The organism is Kitasatospora sp. NPDC059817 (assembly GCF_042731835.1).
Classification (GTDB): Bacteria; Actinomycetota; Actinomycetes; order Streptomycetales; family Streptomycetaceae; genus Kitasatospora.
On the sequence record NZ_JBHWIR010000076.1, the window covers coordinates 16,889 to 34,372 of the forward strand.

Annotated in this window: 13 protein-coding genes and 1 pseudogene; 5 read left to right on the top strand and 9 right to left on the bottom strand. The window is 69.4% G+C overall.

From position 1 onward, the window contains the following. A partial coding sequence (locus ACFV61_RS18305; RefSeq protein WP_380492661.1) for a thioredoxin domain-containing protein occupies window positions 1-677 on the bottom strand: 677 nt, incomplete at its 3' end. Window positions 678-822: 145 nt separating this feature from the next. Between ACFV61_RS18305 and ACFV61_RS18310 the strand changes: the two genes are divergently transcribed. Continuing rightward, entirely contained in the window at window positions 823-1,278 is a 456-nt protein-coding gene (locus tag ACFV61_RS18310; protein WP_380492663.1) for a very short patch repair endonuclease, read from the top strand. A 37-nt stretch (window positions 1,279-1,315) separates the two neighbouring features. On the opposite strand, the gene ACFV61_RS18315 is transcribed toward ACFV61_RS18310, so the two are convergent. From ACFV61_RS18315 to ACFV61_RS18330, 4 genes and pseudogenes are all read right to left on the bottom strand, one after another. Beyond that, window positions 1,316-2,203 (bottom strand): DUF6339 family protein, encoded by an 888-nt coding sequence (locus ACFV61_RS18315; protein WP_380492665.1) that lies wholly within the window; start codon window positions 2,201-2,203, stop codon window positions 1,316-1,318. Next, window positions 2,200-3,192: a hypothetical protein gene (locus tag ACFV61_RS18320; RefSeq protein WP_380492667.1), complete on the bottom strand. Its 993-nt coding sequence runs from the start codon at window positions 3,190-3,192 to the stop codon at window positions 2,200-2,202. Before ACFV61_RS18320 ends, ACFV61_RS18315 begins: the two co-directional genes overlap by 4 nt. Further along, window positions 3,189-5,285, bottom strand: coding sequence for a transcriptional regulator (locus ACFV61_RS18325; RefSeq protein WP_380492677.1), 2,097 nt, complete (start codon window positions 5,283-5,285; stop codon window positions 3,189-3,191). Before ACFV61_RS18325 ends, ACFV61_RS18320 begins: the two co-directional genes overlap by 4 nt. A 144-nt stretch (window positions 5,286-5,429) precedes the next feature. Beyond that, window positions 5,430-6,815: pseudogene (locus ACFV61_RS18330) on the bottom strand (RNA polymerase sigma factor RpoD/SigA); the annotation flags it as partial. On the opposite strand from ACFV61_RS18330, the gene ACFV61_RS18335 reads away from it, so the two are divergent. Genes ACFV61_RS18335 through ACFV61_RS18350 form a run of 4 tightly spaced genes read left to right on the top strand, consistent with a single transcriptional unit; the run spans window position 6,805 to window position 14,583 of the window. Then, window positions 6,805-8,418, top strand: coding sequence for an NERD domain-containing protein (locus ACFV61_RS18335; protein ID WP_380492669.1), 1,614 nt, complete (start codon window positions 6,805-6,807; stop codon window positions 8,416-8,418). The pseudogene ACFV61_RS18330 and the gene ACFV61_RS18335 sit on opposite strands and share 11 nt — an antisense overlap. Next, window positions 8,415-11,573 (top strand): helicase-related protein, encoded by a 3,159-nt coding sequence (locus ACFV61_RS18340; protein WP_380492671.1) that lies wholly within the window; start codon window positions 8,415-8,417, stop codon window positions 11,571-11,573. The genes ACFV61_RS18335 and ACFV61_RS18340 overlap by 4 nt, the downstream gene beginning before the upstream one ends. After that, complete coding sequence (drmB, locus tag ACFV61_RS18345; protein ID WP_380492673.1) at window positions 11,570-13,483, top strand: DrmB family protein; 1,914 nt, start codon at window positions 11,570-11,572, stop codon at window positions 13,481-13,483. Before ACFV61_RS18340 ends, drmB begins: the two co-directional genes overlap by 4 nt. Beyond that, on the top strand, window positions 13,480-14,583 hold the full coding sequence (locus ACFV61_RS18350) for a DNA helicase (RefSeq protein ID WP_380492675.1): 1,104 nt from the start codon (window positions 13,480-13,482) through the stop codon (window positions 14,581-14,583). Before drmB ends, ACFV61_RS18350 begins: the two co-directional genes overlap by 4 nt. Before the next feature lie 153 nt (window positions 14,584-14,736). Here ACFV61_RS18350 and ACFV61_RS18355 read toward each other — a convergent pair whose 3' ends face one another. The 4 genes from ACFV61_RS18355 to ACFV61_RS18370 all read right to left on the bottom strand — a co-directional run bounded on the left by ACFV61_RS18355 (window position 14,737) and on the right by ACFV61_RS18370 (window position 17,363). Further along, window positions 14,737-14,928, bottom strand: a complete 192-nt coding sequence (locus ACFV61_RS18355) for a hypothetical protein (protein ID WP_063348010.1) — start codon at window positions 14,926-14,928, stop codon at window positions 14,737-14,739. A gap of 88 nt (window positions 14,929-15,016) precedes the next feature. After that, window positions 15,017-16,048 carry a PadR family transcriptional regulator gene (locus tag ACFV61_RS18360; protein WP_380345546.1) on the bottom strand — a complete coding sequence of 344 codons (1,032 nt, stop codon included), beginning with the start codon at window positions 16,046-16,048 and terminating at the stop codon, window positions 15,017-15,019. A gap of 1 nt (window position 16,049) precedes the next feature. Beyond that, the gene (locus tag ACFV61_RS18365; RefSeq protein ID WP_063347845.1) at window positions 16,050-16,958 is read right to left on the bottom strand and encodes a DUF4097 family beta strand repeat-containing protein; all 909 of its coding nucleotides are present in this window, start codon (window positions 16,956-16,958) and stop codon (window positions 16,050-16,052) included. 225 nt (window positions 16,959-17,183) lie between these two features. Further along, a complete protein-coding gene (locus ACFV61_RS18370; RefSeq protein ID WP_063347844.1) occupies window positions 17,184-17,363 on the bottom strand; it encodes a DUF6104 family protein in 180 nt (59 codons plus the stop codon). Between the last annotated feature and the right edge of the window lie 121 nt (window positions 17,364-17,484).

Genomic DNA, 17,484 nt, shown 5'->3' on the forward strand with positions numbered 1-17,484 from the left:
GGGGGGGGGGGGGGGGGGGGGGGCCCCCGCCGCCCCCCCCCCCGCGGCGCGGGGCGCGGGGGCCCCCCCCCCCCCCGCGCGGGGCCCGCCCCCCCCCACTCCCGGCTGAGGGTGACCAGCGCCTGGTGCAGGTCGGCGCCGGCGGGCGGGTGGTGGGCACCGGCCGAGTAGACGGCGGCACGCTCGGCGAGGTCGGCCCGGATCCGCCCGGCGACCTCCGCGACCTCCTGCCGCCGGCCCCGCCAGGCGGCGTCGACGCCTTCCAGCACCTGCCGGAAGGACGGCATCCCGTGCCGGGGCTCGGGCGGGAAGTAGGTGCCGAAGTAGAACGGCTCCTTGTCGGGCGTGAGGAACACCGTCATCGGCCAGCCGCCCTGCCCGGTGGCGGCCTGCACGGCCTCCATGTAGACGGCGTCGACGTCGGGCCGCTCCTCCCGGTCCACCTTGACGGCGACGAACCGCTCGTTCAGGTAACCGGCGACCCCGGCATCCTCGAAGCTCTCGTGGGCCATCACATGACACCAGTGACAGGCGGCGTACCCCACACTCAGCAGCACCGGCACCCCGCGGCGCTCCGCCTCCGCGAACGCCTCCGGCCCCCAGGGCCACCAGTCGACCGGGTTCTCGGCATGCTGCAGCAGGTACGGCGAGGTCGCGTCCGCGAGACGGTTCGGCATGCCCCCCATCCTCGCGCATCACACGCCCCGCTCGCGTCAGGCCGGCCCCTGGCCGGGCCGAGCCGGCTGGCCCGTCGGCCTGGTCCGGCCCCGCCGTACCGGCCGGCGATGGACCGAAACCCCGTCGAGGCACGAGACTGGAACCATGCATTCTGCGCCTCCTTCCAGTCCCGCCGTGTCCTCCCGGATGAGTCGGCAGACCAACCGGGACACAGGCGCCGAGCGGGCGGTACGGCAGCTTCTCCACGCCGCCGGGTACCGTTACCGGATCCACTATCCGGTGCCCGGCATGCCCAGGCGCAAGATCGACATCGCGTTCACGCGGGCGAGGGTGGCTATCCTCATCGACGGCTGCTTCTGGCATGGCTGCCCTGAACACGCCACCAGCCCGAAGGCGAACGCACAGTGGTGGCGCCAGAAGCTCGACCGCAACATGGAGCGCGATCGGGAGACGAACGAACAGCTGGCCTCGGCGGGTTGGACCGTCCTCCGCTTCTGGGAGCACGAGTTGCCGGACACCGTCGCATCCCGGGTGACCACGGCGCTGGGACATCGGCAGCCGGACCGCCCACGCCGATCCGGGTCCGAAACCCACCGGTGAACGGTCCGGGGGTGCGTGCTCACCCGGTCACCTTGGGTCACCCGCCGGCTCCGGCCGCCTTTCCCCTGACCGACGCGTCGGCAAACAGCTCCTCGAAGTGCACGACCAGCCTGCGGACCGACTCCTCCGGAGCGCGCTCCTCCTCGGGACCTTCCGGCAGACCCGTCCGGGGCGGCGGAAGCGCCGATCCGGCTTCCTCGATCCAGTCGCGCAGCGACTCCCCGTCGCGTTCCACATCGGGGGCGATGACGTCGTACATCAGCGTCGCCGCGGCGGCGTTGACCGCAGGTGTCAGGGCGTTGACCTCGCGTCCGGTACGGACGGCACCGCTCTCCATCAGCCGTACGAGCGCCAACGCGGTGGGGCGGTGGTCGATGACGTCCAGTCGCAGGGCCGAGTTGAGCATGTCCTGGTTGCCGCACGCCATGGTGACCGGGCGGTAGTCAGGGCCGTCCCGGAACAGCTCGGCCGCCCACCAGAGGCGGGCGAACGACTGCTTGTAATGCGCACCGACGAACTTGTCACGGGCGACACTCCTGCGGGCACCGTCGGCCTTCGGCTCGGGGAGGTGTCGCCAGACGACGTAGTCCGGCGCCACCCCGAGGGCCAGGAACGTCCAGAGTCCCTTCTCTGCGGCCTCCCGACGTGTGAGCCGGAGAGTCTCGTGCAGCCGTGGCGCCAGCCACGCGTCCGCGGCCGTCGGCCGCTCGTCCCGGAACCTGTCCATCGCGTCGTCGATCAGGTCCCGGACCCGGTGCAGTCGAAAGCGCGCGTCCTCGACGGCCAACGGCTCGGACACCTTGTTCAACGCGATGGACGGAACGTCCTCACGTCCTTCGAGCAGTCCTGCGGACAGGAACTCCGCGGCCTGCGCGTCAGTGATCAGAGCGAGCCGTTCCGGCAGGTGCTCAGGGCGGGAAGTCACGCGTGGGTCTCCTGGTCGAGTCGTCCGATGGTGCGGATGGTGGCGGCCAGCGTCTGGGGGACATCGGCCCGGCGTGCGGCCGCGTACTGGATCCGCGGCTGCAGATCGGTCCAGCTCCCCTCTCCGGTGCGCCGGATATGCACCTCGCGGAGAGCCTCCTCCGCCGATCGCCCGGGAACGACGTCCGGAAGCATCTCCCGTAGCACCGCACCTCGCCAGTCGGACGGCAGCAGTGGGGTGCCGTCGTCCTCGATCTCCAGGTCTCCCATGGCCGTGTGGAAGACAGCTGTCCACACATCGGCGCACATCTGGGCCAGCAACATCTCGGCCACAAGACTCTCGACCTTCGAACCCTGACCCTCGACGAGCGCCACGAGCCCCTCGAAGTCCGAGTTCAGCCGGACGACGGGCATCCGCCCCGAGGTGTCGACGATCCACGGCGTGTCCCGGAACCTCCGGAGCCACTCGGCCCCCCGGGCGAAACTCACCGTGGTGACGTCGAGTTGGCGTTCTCTCAGCGGGACGTCGGATGCCACATCGACCATCCAGTCCTGGTCGGTGGAGCCGATGATCCGGCCCGGGACTCCGTCGACGGTGGCGACCACCTGCACGGCAAGGGTCGCCCGGTCCAGATGGATGTCCCGGTCGAGTTCGATCTCCCCCGTCCACTCCCGGTCGCCCCCCAGCCCTGCCGTCAGCCTCGCGACGGTACGGGCATTGGTCACCCCCTCGGTCAGCACGGCGACGACCACGACATCGGCCCAGTGTCCCTTCGACTCGATCTCGCGGACCGGCACGGTCGCCGCCACGGAGAGCCGCGCTGTCCGCCAGTCGGGGCGTTCGGCCCGGCCCAGTGCCACGACCTGTTCGACGACGGAACAGGCCCGAGCATCCAGCTGTTCCCGGGTGCCTCCCGGGCCTCGGAGTCGAACGGCCGTGACGCGTGCCGTCACCGCGCCGGCCAACCGGGGGTACGGGTAGACCTTCACGCGATGTTCCCCCTGTTCTCCTGGAGTTCGACGATCAGGCCGGTCAGGGCCGCCCGCACCGGATGCGTGGAAACATCGGTGATGCCTCGGAAGACGGCACGGCGTGCACCAGGCGCGAAGTGCAGCACGCCGTCGATCACCTCACAGTTGCTGACGGCAACCAGCTCTGCCCACCGGACCACCGGACGGGGGCCGGACCGGACGTCCAGTTTGGCGACCGGGTCCATGCGCCAGGCCTCCTCCCCTGGTGTGACCTTGACCTCCGCGGTGATCCGCCATGCACCGGACTCATCGATCACGGCCTCCAGATCGCTCAGCTTCGGAGGCGCCGCGATGCCCTTCGCCTTGGTGGCGGTCCTGCCGGAGATCTTCAGCCTCTTGGCCACCTTGCTCGCGCCGCCGGGCTTCGACTCCTTCGGGATGGCCACCAGGTCGTGCACGGCCTTGTTGATCTCCGAGGTCATCACCGAGATCCGCCGGTGGGCCGAGGGCGAGAAGCGCATCCTCAACTCCTCCGTCTGTCCCCACTTGTTGTGCTCGGGCGGCTCGGATGACCTCAGGAACTCCTCGGCCTCGGCGGCGAACGGCGCATCGCCCCCGGCAGCCGTACCTGCGAGAAGCACCGCCTGGAAGGGGTTCGTCCCCACCGGGAGGCCTGGCACCCAACTGGTCCTGACCGTCATGCGGTTGCCACGCATAGCGGTGACCCGGTTGATCCTTCCGTCGGCGTCCGTCGACTCCGTGACGAGGAGCACGGCCCGGTGCTCGCCTCCCGTGCCGACGAGTCCGTCCCGCTCGGGGACCTTCAACGGCACCGTGGTGAGCGCCACCTGGCCCGCCTCCGTGATGCGATCCACCGTGGTGCCACTCAGGAAGGCCTGCAGTGCACGAGAGCGTGCGGGCTGGTGTACCTGCGGATCGACTCGTTCCTCTGGTAGGTGCTCCACCCCGTTGCGCAGGGTTCGCACCGAGGCCTCCAGGAGGGGCGGCCGGTCGCCTCCCGATGTCATCGCTGCCCAGAAGTTGCGCCCCAAGGCGCCGACCAGTCTACGGTGCATCCGCTCCAGGCTGTCCTCGTCGTCGCCCCCGTCGCTCTCGCGATCCTGGCCGGCCTCCGCGAGACTGGCGACGTCGTGCGCGCCGACGATCAGGAAGGATGTACCGGGTTCGTCGCCTTCGCGGGTCAGGTACAGACGCTCGACCGTCTCCTCGTCCGCCCACCACGAACGGACGACGTCCGAGTTCTCGGCACCGGCATCCGGGACGCCCAGCCACGCGGGGCCGGCAAACCTCTTTCCGTCCAGCTCTCGCCAGGGCAGGTCAAGACGTCCGACGAGTCTCCGTCGGGTGTTCCCCTCGTGCGGTTCGGAGAGCGTCGAGTTCATCAACACGAGTCCGAGACGGCTCGTCGCCCACAAGGTGGCCTTGCCCAGTCCGTACGAGCCACCCGCCGAGGCGTCGGACTTGCGGCTGTCGAGCTGACGCCGGACGACGGCCGCGAACCGGCCGTCCTCGTAGTCGTCTCCGGTCAGCCCGTTGGCGTTGTAGTCGTCGATGCGCAGGAGGATCAGGCGATCCCGTTCGCGCATCTCGCGCAGGCCCGCGCTGATGACCCGTCCGACCTTCTGATCCTGCGCGGCGGCCGCCTCGTAGTGGGAGCGGAGGTCGTGCCAGTGGATCGCCCGGCGGAACCGGGTGAGGCTGTCACCGGTCAGCTCGTGCAGCGTGTACCGCACCCTGACCGGGCGGTCGTTCCTCCTGTCACGCTCGTCCAGGCTGTTCTGCGTCGCCTCGCGTGCCAAAACCTCCACGTCCGCTTCGAAGGCGAAGGCGGCCGCGTTGCCGTACTCCCGTCCGCCGTCGTCATGACCGGGGCGGTGGTACCAGACCGCCGCCGTCCCGACGGACCCGCCGGGGGAGCCTGCACTTGCTGTGCACTCCGTCCTGATCCCGACGGTCGTGTTCCCTGTGGTCCGGTCGGCGGGCTGCCGACCGTACTCGGTCTCCTCCGAGGCCACTGCTTCATCTCTCCTGTCGGAGCTGCTGTCCGTCCCCGGCGCACCGGGTGTGCCGGAAGGCCGCGTTCCTTCCATGTCAGGCGTGTCCTTCCTCGTCCCCTGGTCTCCGTGTGTCCCGGTCTCCGCTCTCTCCTGGGCGATCGTTCGAGCGCCCCTGGTACGACGGCGCTCCGATCCGGAGTCGTCGAGGTCCAGGCCGAGGTGAATCCTCATGTCCTTGAGTGCGAGCTTCTCGATCTGCCGGATGCGCTCGCGGGTGATCCCGAACCGTCGCCCGATCTCGTCCAGGGTCCAGGATCGGCCGTCGACGAACCCGAATCGCAGCAGCAGGAGTTCGCGGGTCCGGTCCGGGAACGAACACGCGTCGAACATCTGCCGGATCTCCTGCCGTTCGAACGCCGACCACAGCGCCTGCTCCGGGCCGGGCACGGTTCGGAGGTCACCGGCCACCAGGTCCCCGACTGTCGAGTCGACGCCGATGGGGTGTTCCAGCGAGATCACCACGCGTCGGCTCAGGGCCAGGTACTCCGTCACCCGCGTGGGGCTGAGTTCGCACGCCAGGGCGAGATCCTCCGGGCCGGGGATCAGGCCTCGTTCCAGGAACTGTCGCTCGGCTCGCCGCAGTCTCTCGATGTCGGTCCAGACGTGGACCGGCAGGCGGATGACTCCGCCCTCGTTGACCACCCCACGGGTGATCCGCTGCCGGATCCACCACGTCGCGTACGTGGAGAACTTGCAAGCCAGGGAGATGTCGAACTTCTCCACGGCCCGGATCAGCCCGAGCATCCCGTGCTGCGCGAGGTCGTCGTAGTCGGGACCGTCGTGCCGACGCCCCATCGACTGGAGGATCTTGTGGACGAGCCGTCGGTTGTGGGACACCATCGCACAGAAGGATTCGTATTCCACACCGTCCTTCGACAGCGTTGCGACGTACCCCTCGGGTAACTCCTGCGACGACTTCGTCGCACCTCGGAACAGGAGGCAGAGTCCCACCTCCTCCTCGGCAGTCAGCAGTCGACGGTGCGGGTTGGACCGCCGACGGTCCGTCTCGAGCAGGACCAGGGCAGCACGACGGGCTGCCCCGAGATCCTGCACCCGTACCGTCCCCCGGAGGGATGCCAGGTCCGGACTCTCCTCGTCCTCCTCGGGACCGGCCCCGTCACCGAGCACCTCGACCGGATCGTGCTCCTGGGCATCGGCCGCGTTTCGCGGCAGGTCGGTGTGGTCCTCGATGTCCTCCGTCCCGACCTCCGCGGCCGCCACCGCCCGGTACAACACCTGGATGTCTGCCGGACCGAGGAGTGCGGCCCTGGCCACCTTCGCCAGGGCCGTAGGACGATCGAGACCTTCGTCCGCGAATCGCCGGACGAGGCCGACCAACAGATCACGACCGGTATCATCCATCCGACTGCCGGACTCCGCGCCCCACTCCATGATCATCTCGCCCCCTGCACCCACTTTCCCATCAGTGCCATGTTGTAGTCCACCACTCATCGGACCACCGCTGCCGACACTTCCTGGACGAGGCCCGCGCGCGGTGGAATCCTCAGTCGCTATCTTGATGACGTGTCGGCGCGACCATCGGGGAGAGTGGATGCGGATCATTCCGAGCGAGATCTCGAGCAGGACCAGGAGCCGGGCGGAACGCGACGTGTTCGCGGCGCTCAAGGGGGTTCCCGACGACCGGAGCGTCGCGCTGCACACCGTCCACCTCCCCGAGGGTGACCGGAAGCGCGTCGGCGAGATCGACTTCGTCGTCGTCATGCCCGACCTCCTGCTGTTCATCGAGGTCAAGGGCGGCCGGGTGCAGCAACGCGACGGGGGCTGGTACTACGGCCCGCCCGGCCGCGAGGACGGCCCCAAGGAGAGTCCCTTCGCGCAGGCCAGCGCCGGCATGCACGAGCTCGAACGGCAGATCGGCGGCCTGATCGGCAACCTGCGGGACCAAGGGGTCCCCGGTGGGTATCTCGTGATCACCCCGGACGTCGACCTCCAGCGCACGACCGAGTTCAGGCCCGAACAGTATCTGGGCGCCAAGGAGTTCGACGGCGGACGGGGCCTGGCCCAGGGCATCGAGCGAGCCACGCGCCAGTGGCTCAAGCAGAACCGATGGGCCTCGACTCCCGTCCCCGGGGCCCTGCGAAAGAAGATCGTCCAGGCGATCCGTCCGGAGTTCGACCTTGTCCCCAACCTGAACTCCCAACTGTCACGACTGGATGTCAGGTTCGAACAGCTCACGAACGAGCAGCTCGACAGGCTGGACGAGCTGGAGTCCGAACCCCGACTCATCTGGATCGGCGGCGCCGGCACCGGGAAGACCTTCCTGGCCGCCGAGGCGGCTCGCCGCGGATCCGCCACCGGCAGTGTCCTGTTCACCTGCGGAAGCAGAACACTGGCCACCCATCTGAATCGCCTTCTCACCGAGGACAGGATCACCGTCCTGCCGTTCGAACGCCTCGACGAGGTTCGCAACCGTACTTTCGAGCAGTTGATCGTGGACGAAGCCCAGGACCTGATGACCTTCGAGAAGTTGGACACCCTGGAGAAGTTGGTTGCCGGCGGTCTCGACCAGGGCCGCTGGATCTTCATGTCGGACAACAACAATCAGGTGCTGGATCCCGACGGCTACAACCCCGAGGCCTGGAACTATCTGAACAGTCTCGGCCGGAAGTACGGCCCGTTGAAGCGCAACTGCCGCAACACCGTACAGATCGTCAAGCAGGTCAACCTCTACACCGGCGCCGACCTCGGCATCGCCACCGCGGGTGAGGGCGCGCCGACCCGATTCGTCGAGGTGAGCGGCCCGGAGGAAGAGGCCCGTCGACTCGACGACTATGTGGTCGAACTGGCCCAGGAGAACGTCGGTCCGAAGCGGATCGCCCTGTTGTCCGCCTCCGGGAGCTGGGAGACGAGTTCGGCGCGCCTCACCCGTCGCTCCTCCCGGATCGAGCATTTCACCGACGTGGTCGGAACGGACCGGACGCACCGCCTGGTGTGGTCCTCGATCGCCGATTTCAAGGGCCATGAGAGCGACATCGTCTGTCTGATCGATCTGGAACCCGAATTCCTGGAGGGACGACTCGACGCGCTCTACGTCGCATGGACGAGGGCACGCGCCCAGCTCTGGATCGCCTGTCGACCGGGCACCCGCGAGGTGCTGAAGAACCTCGGCATCGCCTCCCTGGCCCGGGAGGGACGCCTCGGATGAGCGAGCCGGACACGCGACTCCCCGGTCACCGTGCGGACTTCGTGAAGTACCTCCGCGAACAGCTGGTCGGCCCTGCGGGCCCCGAGGACGAGGTCCTCGCCGATCCCCCCGACCGCCGGTACCTGATGGGCACGCTGTACCCGCGCGGCGCCTCCGTGCTGGAACACTCGCAGGAGGACGGCGAGACCGCCTTCGACGGGACCTCCGCCGGAAGCGGGGAGGAGGACAGCTTCGCGGACGACCCGGTCGCCGAGGCGAACGCCTGGCTCCCGTCCTCCCTGGGCTTCTCCTTCTTCACCAATGCCCGTCGCATCCGGGTGTCCTGCCAAGCCTCCCGCTACGCGACCCTGCGCGAGGGGGGACGCCGCAGTTGGCGGCGGTTGCCCAGGCTGGCGGCCACGGTGGAGGTCGTTCCCGAGGAGTCCGATCCGATCGAGGTCCTGGACGGACACGGCCGGCTCCACGTCCGGTGGCGGCCCTTCGGTGCGGGGCACCTCGTCACCTGCGCACTCGCCAACGCGCACGAGGAGGAGGAGAGCCGTCACAAGGACCGGGACCTCATGCTCTTCCAGACGGAGCTCGACGCGACGACGCTCGACGGGACGATCCTCGAGTATCCGAGCACTCGCCTCAACAGCCGTGACGAGGAGGAGCAGGAGCTCCGGGTCCAGTACCGGCACATCGTGACGAGGGCGGTCGGACACGGCTGCGCCGTCGAGTGGGACGAGGGACCCGAGCAGGTCACCACGGTCCACGCCCAGGTCATGCCGCAGCAGACGGTCGAGCACATCAAACCCGACGGGCCCAGGGACCTGCCGGTGCTCAACCTGGCCCACCTGTCCCGGTCCGACGTCCCGGTCGACGACCTCCGCTCCGAACTGCACGCCTTCGTGCTGGGCTATCGCAAGTGGTTCGAGACCCAGCAGTTCGAGGCGGAGTCTCTACGCGCATGGGCCGCCGCGCCAGCCGAACGCATCCTCGACCGGATCGGCACCGCCCTCGATCGCATGGCTTCGGGTATCGAGGCGCTCACCGCGTCGACCCTTGCGGGCGAGAAGGCCCGTGAAGCATTCCGGCTGGCCAATCGGGCCATGGCTCTCCAGATGCTGCACAGCCGCCCCGAACTGGCGGGTACCCGACGCCGCCGGAACAGCGAAGTCGTCGAGCTGACCGAACCGGGCGACGACCACACCTGGCACCCGTTCCAGCTCGCCTACTTCCTGCTCGTGGTCGAGAGCCTGATGGACCCCGAGCACGAGGATCGCGCGACGGTCGACCTCATCTGGTTTCCGACCGGTGGCGGCAAGACCGAGGCCTACCTCCTGACCTCCTGCTTCGAGATCCTCTGGCGACGGTTGTGGTACGGCCCGGAGGGTGGAGGCACCGCCGTCCTGAGCCGGTACACGCTGAGCCTGCTCACCACCCAACAGTTCCAGCGCACCGCGACGGCCGTCTGCGCCCTCGAGTACATCCGACGGGGACACGACGGTCCACCGCCCGAGGGCTTGGGGGACGAGCCGATCTCCATCGGGCTGTGGGTCGGCCAGGAGACCACACCGAACAAGATCTCCGCCGCTCAGGAGGAACTCGGCGTCCTGAAGCAGATGACCCAACCGGACGATCGGTTCCTGCTCGAGCGCTGCCCCTGGTGCGGTACCGAAATCGTTCCCGAACGACACGGGCAGGACCGAGACTTCGGCATCCGGGCGGACGGAATCGGCACCGAGTTCTTCTGCCCCCGCGAGACCTGCGTGTTCCACGACCGGCTTCCGGTGTCGGTCGTCGACGAGCAGATCTACCGCAACCCGCCGACCTTCGTACTCGGCACCGTGGACAAGTTCGCCCGGCTCGCCTGGGAGCCGGACGCGGGGAACCTCTTCGGCCGGAACGGCAGACGCGGACCGTCGCTGGTGATCCAGGACGAGTTGCACCTGCTCTCCGGCCCGTTGGGCACGATGGTCGGCCTGTACGAGTCGGCGGTCCTCGAACTGTGTGCCTGGCAGGGCACCCGCCCGAAGGTGATCGCGTCCACCGCGACGATCCGCCGTTCGCAGGACCAGATCCGCGGCCTCTACGGCCGCCCCGCTCAGCTCTTCCCGCCGCCGGGGCTGAAGGCCGGCCACTCCTACTTCGCTTCGCCGGACGGTGACAGACCCGGACGCCTCTACCTCGGGGTCATGGCACAGGGACACACCGCGTCGACGGCGACCGTGCACGTCGGCGCCGCCGGACTGCAGGCACCGACCGCGACCTGCGACGACGATGCCCTGCGCGACTCCTACTGGACGATGGTCGCCTACCACAACAGCCTGCGGGAGCTGGGCCGAACGGTCACGATCGCCCGGGACGACATTCCGGTACGTCTCGAACACCTGACGAAGGACGAACGCCGGCGCCGCAGGCTGAACGACGACGCGGTGGTCGAACTGACGAGCAACATCCCGCGCGCCGCGCAGCCGCGGCTCCTGGAGCGTCTCGGGAAGCGGTTCGACGAGACCGGCAGCGTCTCCTTCCTCGCCACGACGAACATGCTCTCCGTCGGTGTCGATGTCCCGCGGCTCGGTCTGATGGTCATGAACGGGCAGCCCAAGACCACGTCGGAGTACATCCAGGCCACGAGCCGCGTCGGCCGACGGCATGTGCCGGGCCTGATCATCACCTTGTTCCGCTCGACCAAGCCCCGCGACCGGTCCCACTACGAATCGTTCGGCGTCTACCACCGTTCGCTCTACCGGCACGTCGAACCCACCAGCGTCACGCCTTGGTCCATGCCGTCCCGCAACCGTGCCCTGCACGCGGCGCTCACGATCCTCGTGCGGCACGGAATCGGTCTCGGCGCGGAGAACAGGGCCGGGGACATCCTCGACCACCCGAGCGGGGTCGCACGGGTTCGGGACCTCCTGCTGGACCACGTCCGTCGCGCCGACCCGGAGGAGGCCGCCGCCGCGACCGAACAGCTGGACTCCCTGATCCAGGAATGGCAGCAGGCGGCGGAGGAAGCGGGCTACAACGGCGAGCGGCTCTACTACCAGCCCCAAGGACGGGGGCATTCGGCCCTCCTGACCGACTTCGGCAAGCAGGGCGGCATCTGGGAGACGGCGCAGTCGATGCGCAATGTGGACCGCGAATGCCTCATCGCGGTGAGAGGAACATGAGCTCGATGAAGGACGTCCGTCGCAAGGTCCGCCGGTCGCAGACCATCGTTCCTTTCGGTGTCGGAGGGATCATCGACCTCCGGGGCGAATCGTTCGTAGCTGCCGACATCCGCAGTTGGGCCGCACACGGCGAGTCGGTGGAATCACCACGGCTCGCGAGAAAGCTGCGGGTCGAGACCTTTCGTTCGGCCCCGGTCATTCCGTCCGGGAAGGCCTCCTTCGTGACACGCGTGGGCCCTGGATACGTGCGGTTCCCCAGATGGCTGTTCTGTCCACAGTGCCGGTCGATGCAGCACTGGCGGAACGACCAGGAGGTGAGGAACGAGCAGCCTTCCTGCCGGAGTTGCGTGGGCAGGCCACAGCTGGCCCCGATGCGTTTCGTCCAGGTGTGCCGGGCGGGTCACATGGCCGACGTCGACTGGTTCCGCTGGGCGCACTCCAGGGGCGAGGGGTTCGCACAGCGCCAGTGCCACCAGAGACGACTGGAGTTCCGGGCCACCCCGGAGTCGTTCGGCCTGGACGCCCTCCACGTCGTCTGCACCACCTGCAGGGCCGAACGGAGTCTCGCCGGGATCAGCCAGAAGAACGCCCTGCGGCAGACGGGTCTGCGGTGCACCGGAACCCATCCGTGGCTTTCGGACTCCGACGAGGCCGATCCCTGCGACGAAGCACCGCGGGCGGTGCAGCGCGGTGCCTCCAACGTCTACTTCCCGATCACCCACTCGGCGATCGATATCCCCACGCCCGCGGGCCTGCCGGAGGATGACAAAGCTGCCCTGAACGTCGTCGATCATCCGCTGTGGCCGGACTTCAACAGCGCGGAGGACGGCCCCGTGTCCGACTTCCTCAGGGCGAAGATCGCCGAACAGTGCGGCGTGGACGAGAACTTCGTGGATTCGGTGCGGCGCCGGAGTTCCGGTCCCACGGGCTCGAATCCGATCGAGGACGGTTCGGAAGAGGATCTCAGCATCGCCGAATGGGCGGCCTTCGCCACCCCTGAGTCGGTCTCCGATTCCAAGACGTTCTCCGTCCGTCGGACCCGGCTCGGAATCGACGACACCGCCCCGTCCTCACTGCGGAACCTGGCCTCGGCGATCTCCGCGGTCGTCGTGGCGGACCGAGTGCGTGAAGTCCGTGCCCTCGAAGGGTTCACCCGGTACGAGCCCGACTCCGGTGACGGCGACGAGGCCGAGGGAGGCCGGATGGTGTCGGTCAACACTCGGAACCGGACCAGGTGGCTGCCGGCGGTGGAGACCTACGGGGAAGGCATCTTCATCGCAGTGAACGAGCGGGATCTGGCCCACTGGGAGCAGAACCCCGCGGTTCGCCGCCGTACGAAGCGGATCGAGCAGGACCTGAACGCCTCGTTCAAGGCCGACCGGCTGAGGGGCAAGACCGGACCGGAACTCCTCCCCCGGTTCGTGATGCTGCACACCTTGGCCCATCACTTCATCCGCCAGCTCTCGTACGACAGCGGATACAACGCCGCGTCGCTACGGGAACGCGTCTACGCACGGAGTCACGGCCCCGGGAGCGAACTCCCCCCGCAGGCCGGCGTGTTCATCTACACCGCCGCAGGGGACACGGAAGGGACGCTGGGCGGACTCGTGCGGCAGGGACAACCCCCGAACCTCTCCGAGACGCTGATCCGGCTGCTCGAATCGGCCCAGTGGTGCTCTCAGGACCCGCTGTGCGCCGACTCGACCGGCCGGTCCCTGGCCAACCTCAATCGCGCCGCGTGCCACGCCTGCACGCTGCTCCCCGAGACGTGCTGCGAGATCGACAACTCCCTGCTGGATCGGACGCTGCTGATCGGGTACGGCCCCGGGGACGAGGACGTACCAGGGTTCTTCCGCGACGTCCTCAGGGCCGCGATCGAGGAATCCGCCGGAGCCGTCGACACCCCATGAACTTCCCCACCCTCCTCGACCTCTGCTCCGAGCAGCGGGCAGTCGTCGACCTTCCCTTCGACGGCAACCATGTCATCACCGGCTCCCCCGGCGGCGGGAAGACCGTGATGGCCGTCCACCGCGCCTGGGCACTAGAAGTGGTCAGGCCCAGCGGCGTCACCCTCCTTACGTACTCCAATCTGCTGCACCAGTACCTCGCGCAGATCGCCCCCGGCCTCACCGAAGCCGTCCAGGTCACCACCTTCCACCGCTGGGTCCGGAAGTTCTGGCAGGAGCACCTCGACGCTGCCCCGCCGGCGATCGACGAAGGCGGCTGGCGCTACGACTGGACGGCGATGCAACAGGCCTGCCTCCTCCGGGGGACCAGATCGTTCGAGCACCTGGTGATCGACGAGGGACAGAGGCTGCCCATCGGGTTCTACCGGCTGTGCGGGATCCTGGGCATCGAGGTCACGGTGTTCGCGGACGAGAACCAGCCCATCGGGGACCATCACAGCACCGTGCCGGAGATCTCGCGGGAGTTCGGCGCGACAATCCGCCCGCTCGTGTTGAACGGAAACCACCGAAACAGTCGCGAGATCGCGGCGCTGGCCTCGGAATTCCACGTCAGGCGACAGAGTGACGCCGCCCTGCCCCGACGCTCCGGCCGCACGCCGGCTCTCCTGCGGGTCCCGTCCATACGTGACTTCCTCACCGAGGTCTCCCGGTACTTCCAGGCGCACCGGGACCGCAGCATCGGCATCATCTGCCGGTCGAACCATCTGCTGCGGGAGATCCACAGCGAGTTCACCCGGCTCGGACTCGCGAAGCACACCCAGGCCTACACCCACGACGACCGGTACCGGAACACGATGGACTTCTCGAACCGCAACATCCGGATCGTGAGTGCCGTGGGCGTCAAGGGTCTGGAGTTCGACAGCGTCTTCGTGCCGGACCTGGACGCCTACGCGGAGGACCCGACAAGCGTGAAGGCGCGACTGCGGTTCCTCGTGCTGTGCACCCGCGCCCGCGAGGACCTCGTACTCGCCCACCGGAGTCCGTGGGAGCCCGCCATTGTCTCGGACATCCCGGAGGACCTGCTGACCCGGAGCACGGGCTGATCCCTCGCCGCGGTGCGGGTCCCGGCCCGGAGGGCCACCGCGCACGGCCGTACGGCCCGCCGGACCGGATTCCTCTAAGCCGGCCCGGCGGCCGTCACACGCTCACCGAGAACCCGAAGCCTCGGAGTACGAGGGCCCCACGGCCCCGGGCCGTCACTCCTTGGGGGCTTCCGGCTCCTCCGCGAAGTCGACCTTCTTGAACTGCCGGTTCATGGACTTGGCCAGGAACCAGGTGGCCACGCCGAGGGCGGCGAAGACGACGAAGCCGAGGAGTCCGGGGGTGACCTTGGCGTCGTCGACGGCGAGGTCGGCGGCGAGGTTGACGAGGTTCACGGGGGCGCTCATATCTCTATGGTGGCCGCGGGCGCCGGGGGGCCCCGCCCCCCCGGGGGGCCCGGGCCGGTGGTGGTCCGGTGGTCCGGCGGCCTGCCGGTCAGCCGAGCAGGCGCTTCAGCCGCTCGCCGGCCGCGCCCAGCACCGAGCGGGCCTCGGCCAGCTTGTCGTTGCTCACGCCGCCGTCCCGGGCCGCGTCGCGGACCTGGTCGCGGAAGCGGTCGAGCAGCCGCTCCAGTTCGCGGGCCGGGTCGCCGGCCGGGTCGGTCCGCGCCCACGGCGGCAGGTCGGCCGGGGCGGTCGGGGTGGTCGGCTCGTCCTTGTCCAGGTCGATCCGGGTGACGGTGACCTCCTCGGCCGACCCGTCGGCCGGATGGCCCCAGCGGGCCGCGTCGGCCAGCCCGGACAGGCCCTTGGTCAGCTCGGCCAGGCCCTCGGCGAGGCCGGTCGGCCAGTCGCCCTTCGCGGCGTGCTCGCGCACCTGCTGCTCGACCCGGCGCTTGATCCGCAGCGCCTCCTGCTGCGCGGCCGTCCGCGAGGCCTTGGCCTGCTCGCGCAGCCTGCGGGCCTCCTCCTCGGCGGCCTTCGCCTTGGCCTTGGCGGCCTTCTCCTGCTCCCGGGCGCGCTTGGCCTGGTCCTTGGCCTGCCGCTTGAACTGGGCGAACTCCTCCTTGGCGCGCTGCCAGGACTCGTTGTCGCCCCACGGGCCGGACCACGGGTCCCCGCCCTCGGCGCGGTCCGGCCGGGGGGCCTGCCGGGCGGCCTGCCACAGCTCCTCGCGCAGGTCCTTGGCGCTGTCCCGGACGTCCTCGCGGATCGCCCCGGCCAACTGCGCCACGGAGTCGTGGATCTCCACTTCCAGGTCGTCCAACTCGCCCTGGCGGGCTTCCAGTTCGGCACGCCCGGCGTCGGTCAGCCGGTAGACCTTGCGGCCGCCCTCGGTGTTGTGGGCGACCAGGCCCTCCTGCTCCAGCTTGGCGAGCCGGGGGTAGACCGTCCCGGCGGAGGGCGCGTACAGGCCCTGGAAGCGCTCCTCCAGCAGGCGGATCACCTCGTAGCCGTGCCGCGGGGCCTCGTCGAGCAGCTTCAGCAGGTAGAGCCGGAGCCGGCCGTGGCCGAACACGGGCGTCATCTCACGCCTCCTTGGTGAGGTCGGGCTTGCCGAGTCCGGCCGGGAGCTCCTTGACGACCACCGGCGACTCGTCCTCGGGGTCGGGGCGGCGCAGCACGGTGACGCCGCCGGAGACGGTGGTCACGGCGAGGCTGCCCCGGCCGTCGCCGAGCTGGCCGGACAGGCGCTTGGCGCCCCAGCTGCCGCTGAGCTTGAGGCCGTCGAAGGTGCTGGAGATGTCGCCGCTGGTGGAGCCGGCCTCGACCTTGGCGTCGGCCAGCGAGGGGATCCGGATGACGACCGGGCCGCTGACGGTGGTGACCTTGACGTCGGCCGGGCTGGCGACGTCGAGGTCCAGGGTGACGGCGCCGGTGACGGCGTTGGCCTGGACCCGGTCGGCGGTGCCGGCGACGACGGTGAGCTGGCCGGAGACGGTGTTGACCTTGAGCTGGCCGGCCACCGACTGGGCGTCGACGTCGCCGGTGACGGTGTTGGCCTCGGTGCGGCCGGTCAGGCCGACCAGGGTGGCGTCGCCGCTGGCGCTCTGCACCGAGACGTGCCCGGTGATCCCGGAGACGGTGGCGTCGGCCGAGACGGTGCCGACCTTGACCTCGGCGTCGGCCGGGACGGTCAGGGTGACGCCGGCGACCCGCTTGCGCTTGAAGGAGCTGAAGAAGCCCTTGACCGCGTCGACCGACTTGAGCCGGTCGCCGAACTCGCCCCAGCTGTTGATGTCCTTGTAGGTGACCGTCAGGACGCCGTCCACCAGGGTCACGTGCAGCGGCTCGCCCTGGAGCTCGGTGACCTCCAGGCGGGCCGGGCCCTCGGCCGCCACCACGTTCACCGTGCCCTCGATGATCCGCACGTGCAGCGCCCGGACCGTCTCGTCGATGGTGATCCTCTCGGGTCCCTCGACCGTCCACTGGCTCATCTCTGCCGCCTCCCGTTGCCGATCGCGATGTATCGCGTTCTCTTTTAAAGACGATATATCGCGTGACGCGCAAGTCAAGCGTGCCGTCCCGGATCCCGCCCCTGAGCCGCCCCGGAGCCGCCCCCGAGGCGCCCCCTACGGGCGGGCGCGGATACGTGAGGGGCCCGGCAGGCGATCGCCTCCCGGGCCCCTCATCAGCGGTTCAGTGCAACGGCACCGCACCGGTCACTCGTCGTCCTCGTCGTCGAGCCGGGCCAGCCAGGTGGCCAGCCGCTCGACGGGGATCTCGAAGTCCGGGTTGAGGTCGACGAACTCGCGCAGTCGCTCGGCCAGCCACTCGAAGGTGACCTCCTCGTCGCCGCGCCGGTTCTGCAGCTCCTCGATGCCGCGGTCGGTGAAGTACACGGGTTCACTCCGGTCCGATGGGGATTGACCTGGTCAGGATAGTCGGGGACGCCCGCGGCGCCCCGCGACGCCCCGGGGGGGGGGCGGCGCGGGGGGGGGGGGGCGCGCAGGCGGGCGGCGC

Excerpts from the sequence above, each read along its gene's own strand:
- ACFV61_RS18310 (WP_380492663.1), top strand. The coding sequence starts at position 823 with ATGCATTCTGCGCCTCCTTCCAGTCCCGCCGTGTCCTCCCGGATGAGT.
- ACFV61_RS18325 (WP_380492677.1), bottom strand. The coding sequence starts at position 5,285 with ATGGAAGGAACGCGGCCTTCCGGCACACCCGGTGCGCCGGGGACGGAC.
- ACFV61_RS18335 (WP_380492669.1), top strand. The coding sequence starts at position 6,805 with ATGCGGATCATTCCGAGCGAGATCTCGAGCAGGACCAGGAGCCGGGCG.
- ACFV61_RS18340 (WP_380492671.1), top strand. The coding sequence starts at position 8,415 with ATGAGCGAGCCGGACACGCGACTCCCCGGTCACCGTGCGGACTTCGTG.
- drmB (WP_380492673.1), top strand. The coding sequence starts at position 11,570 with ATGAGCTCGATGAAGGACGTCCGTCGCAAGGTCCGCCGGTCGCAGACC.
- ACFV61_RS18350 (WP_380492675.1), top strand. The coding sequence starts at position 13,480 with ATGAACTTCCCCACCCTCCTCGACCTCTGCTCCGAGCAGCGGGCAGTC.
- ACFV61_RS18355 (WP_063348010.1), bottom strand. The coding sequence starts at position 14,928 with ATGAGCGCCCCCGTGAACCTCGTCAACCTCGCCGCCGACCTCGCCGTC.
- ACFV61_RS18360 (WP_380345546.1), bottom strand. The coding sequence starts at position 16,048 with ATGACGCCCGTGTTCGGCCACGGCCGGCTCCGGCTCTACCTGCTGAAG.
- ACFV61_RS18365 (WP_063347845.1), bottom strand. The coding sequence starts at position 16,958 with ATGAGCCAGTGGACGGTCGAGGGACCCGAGAGGATCACCATCGACGAG.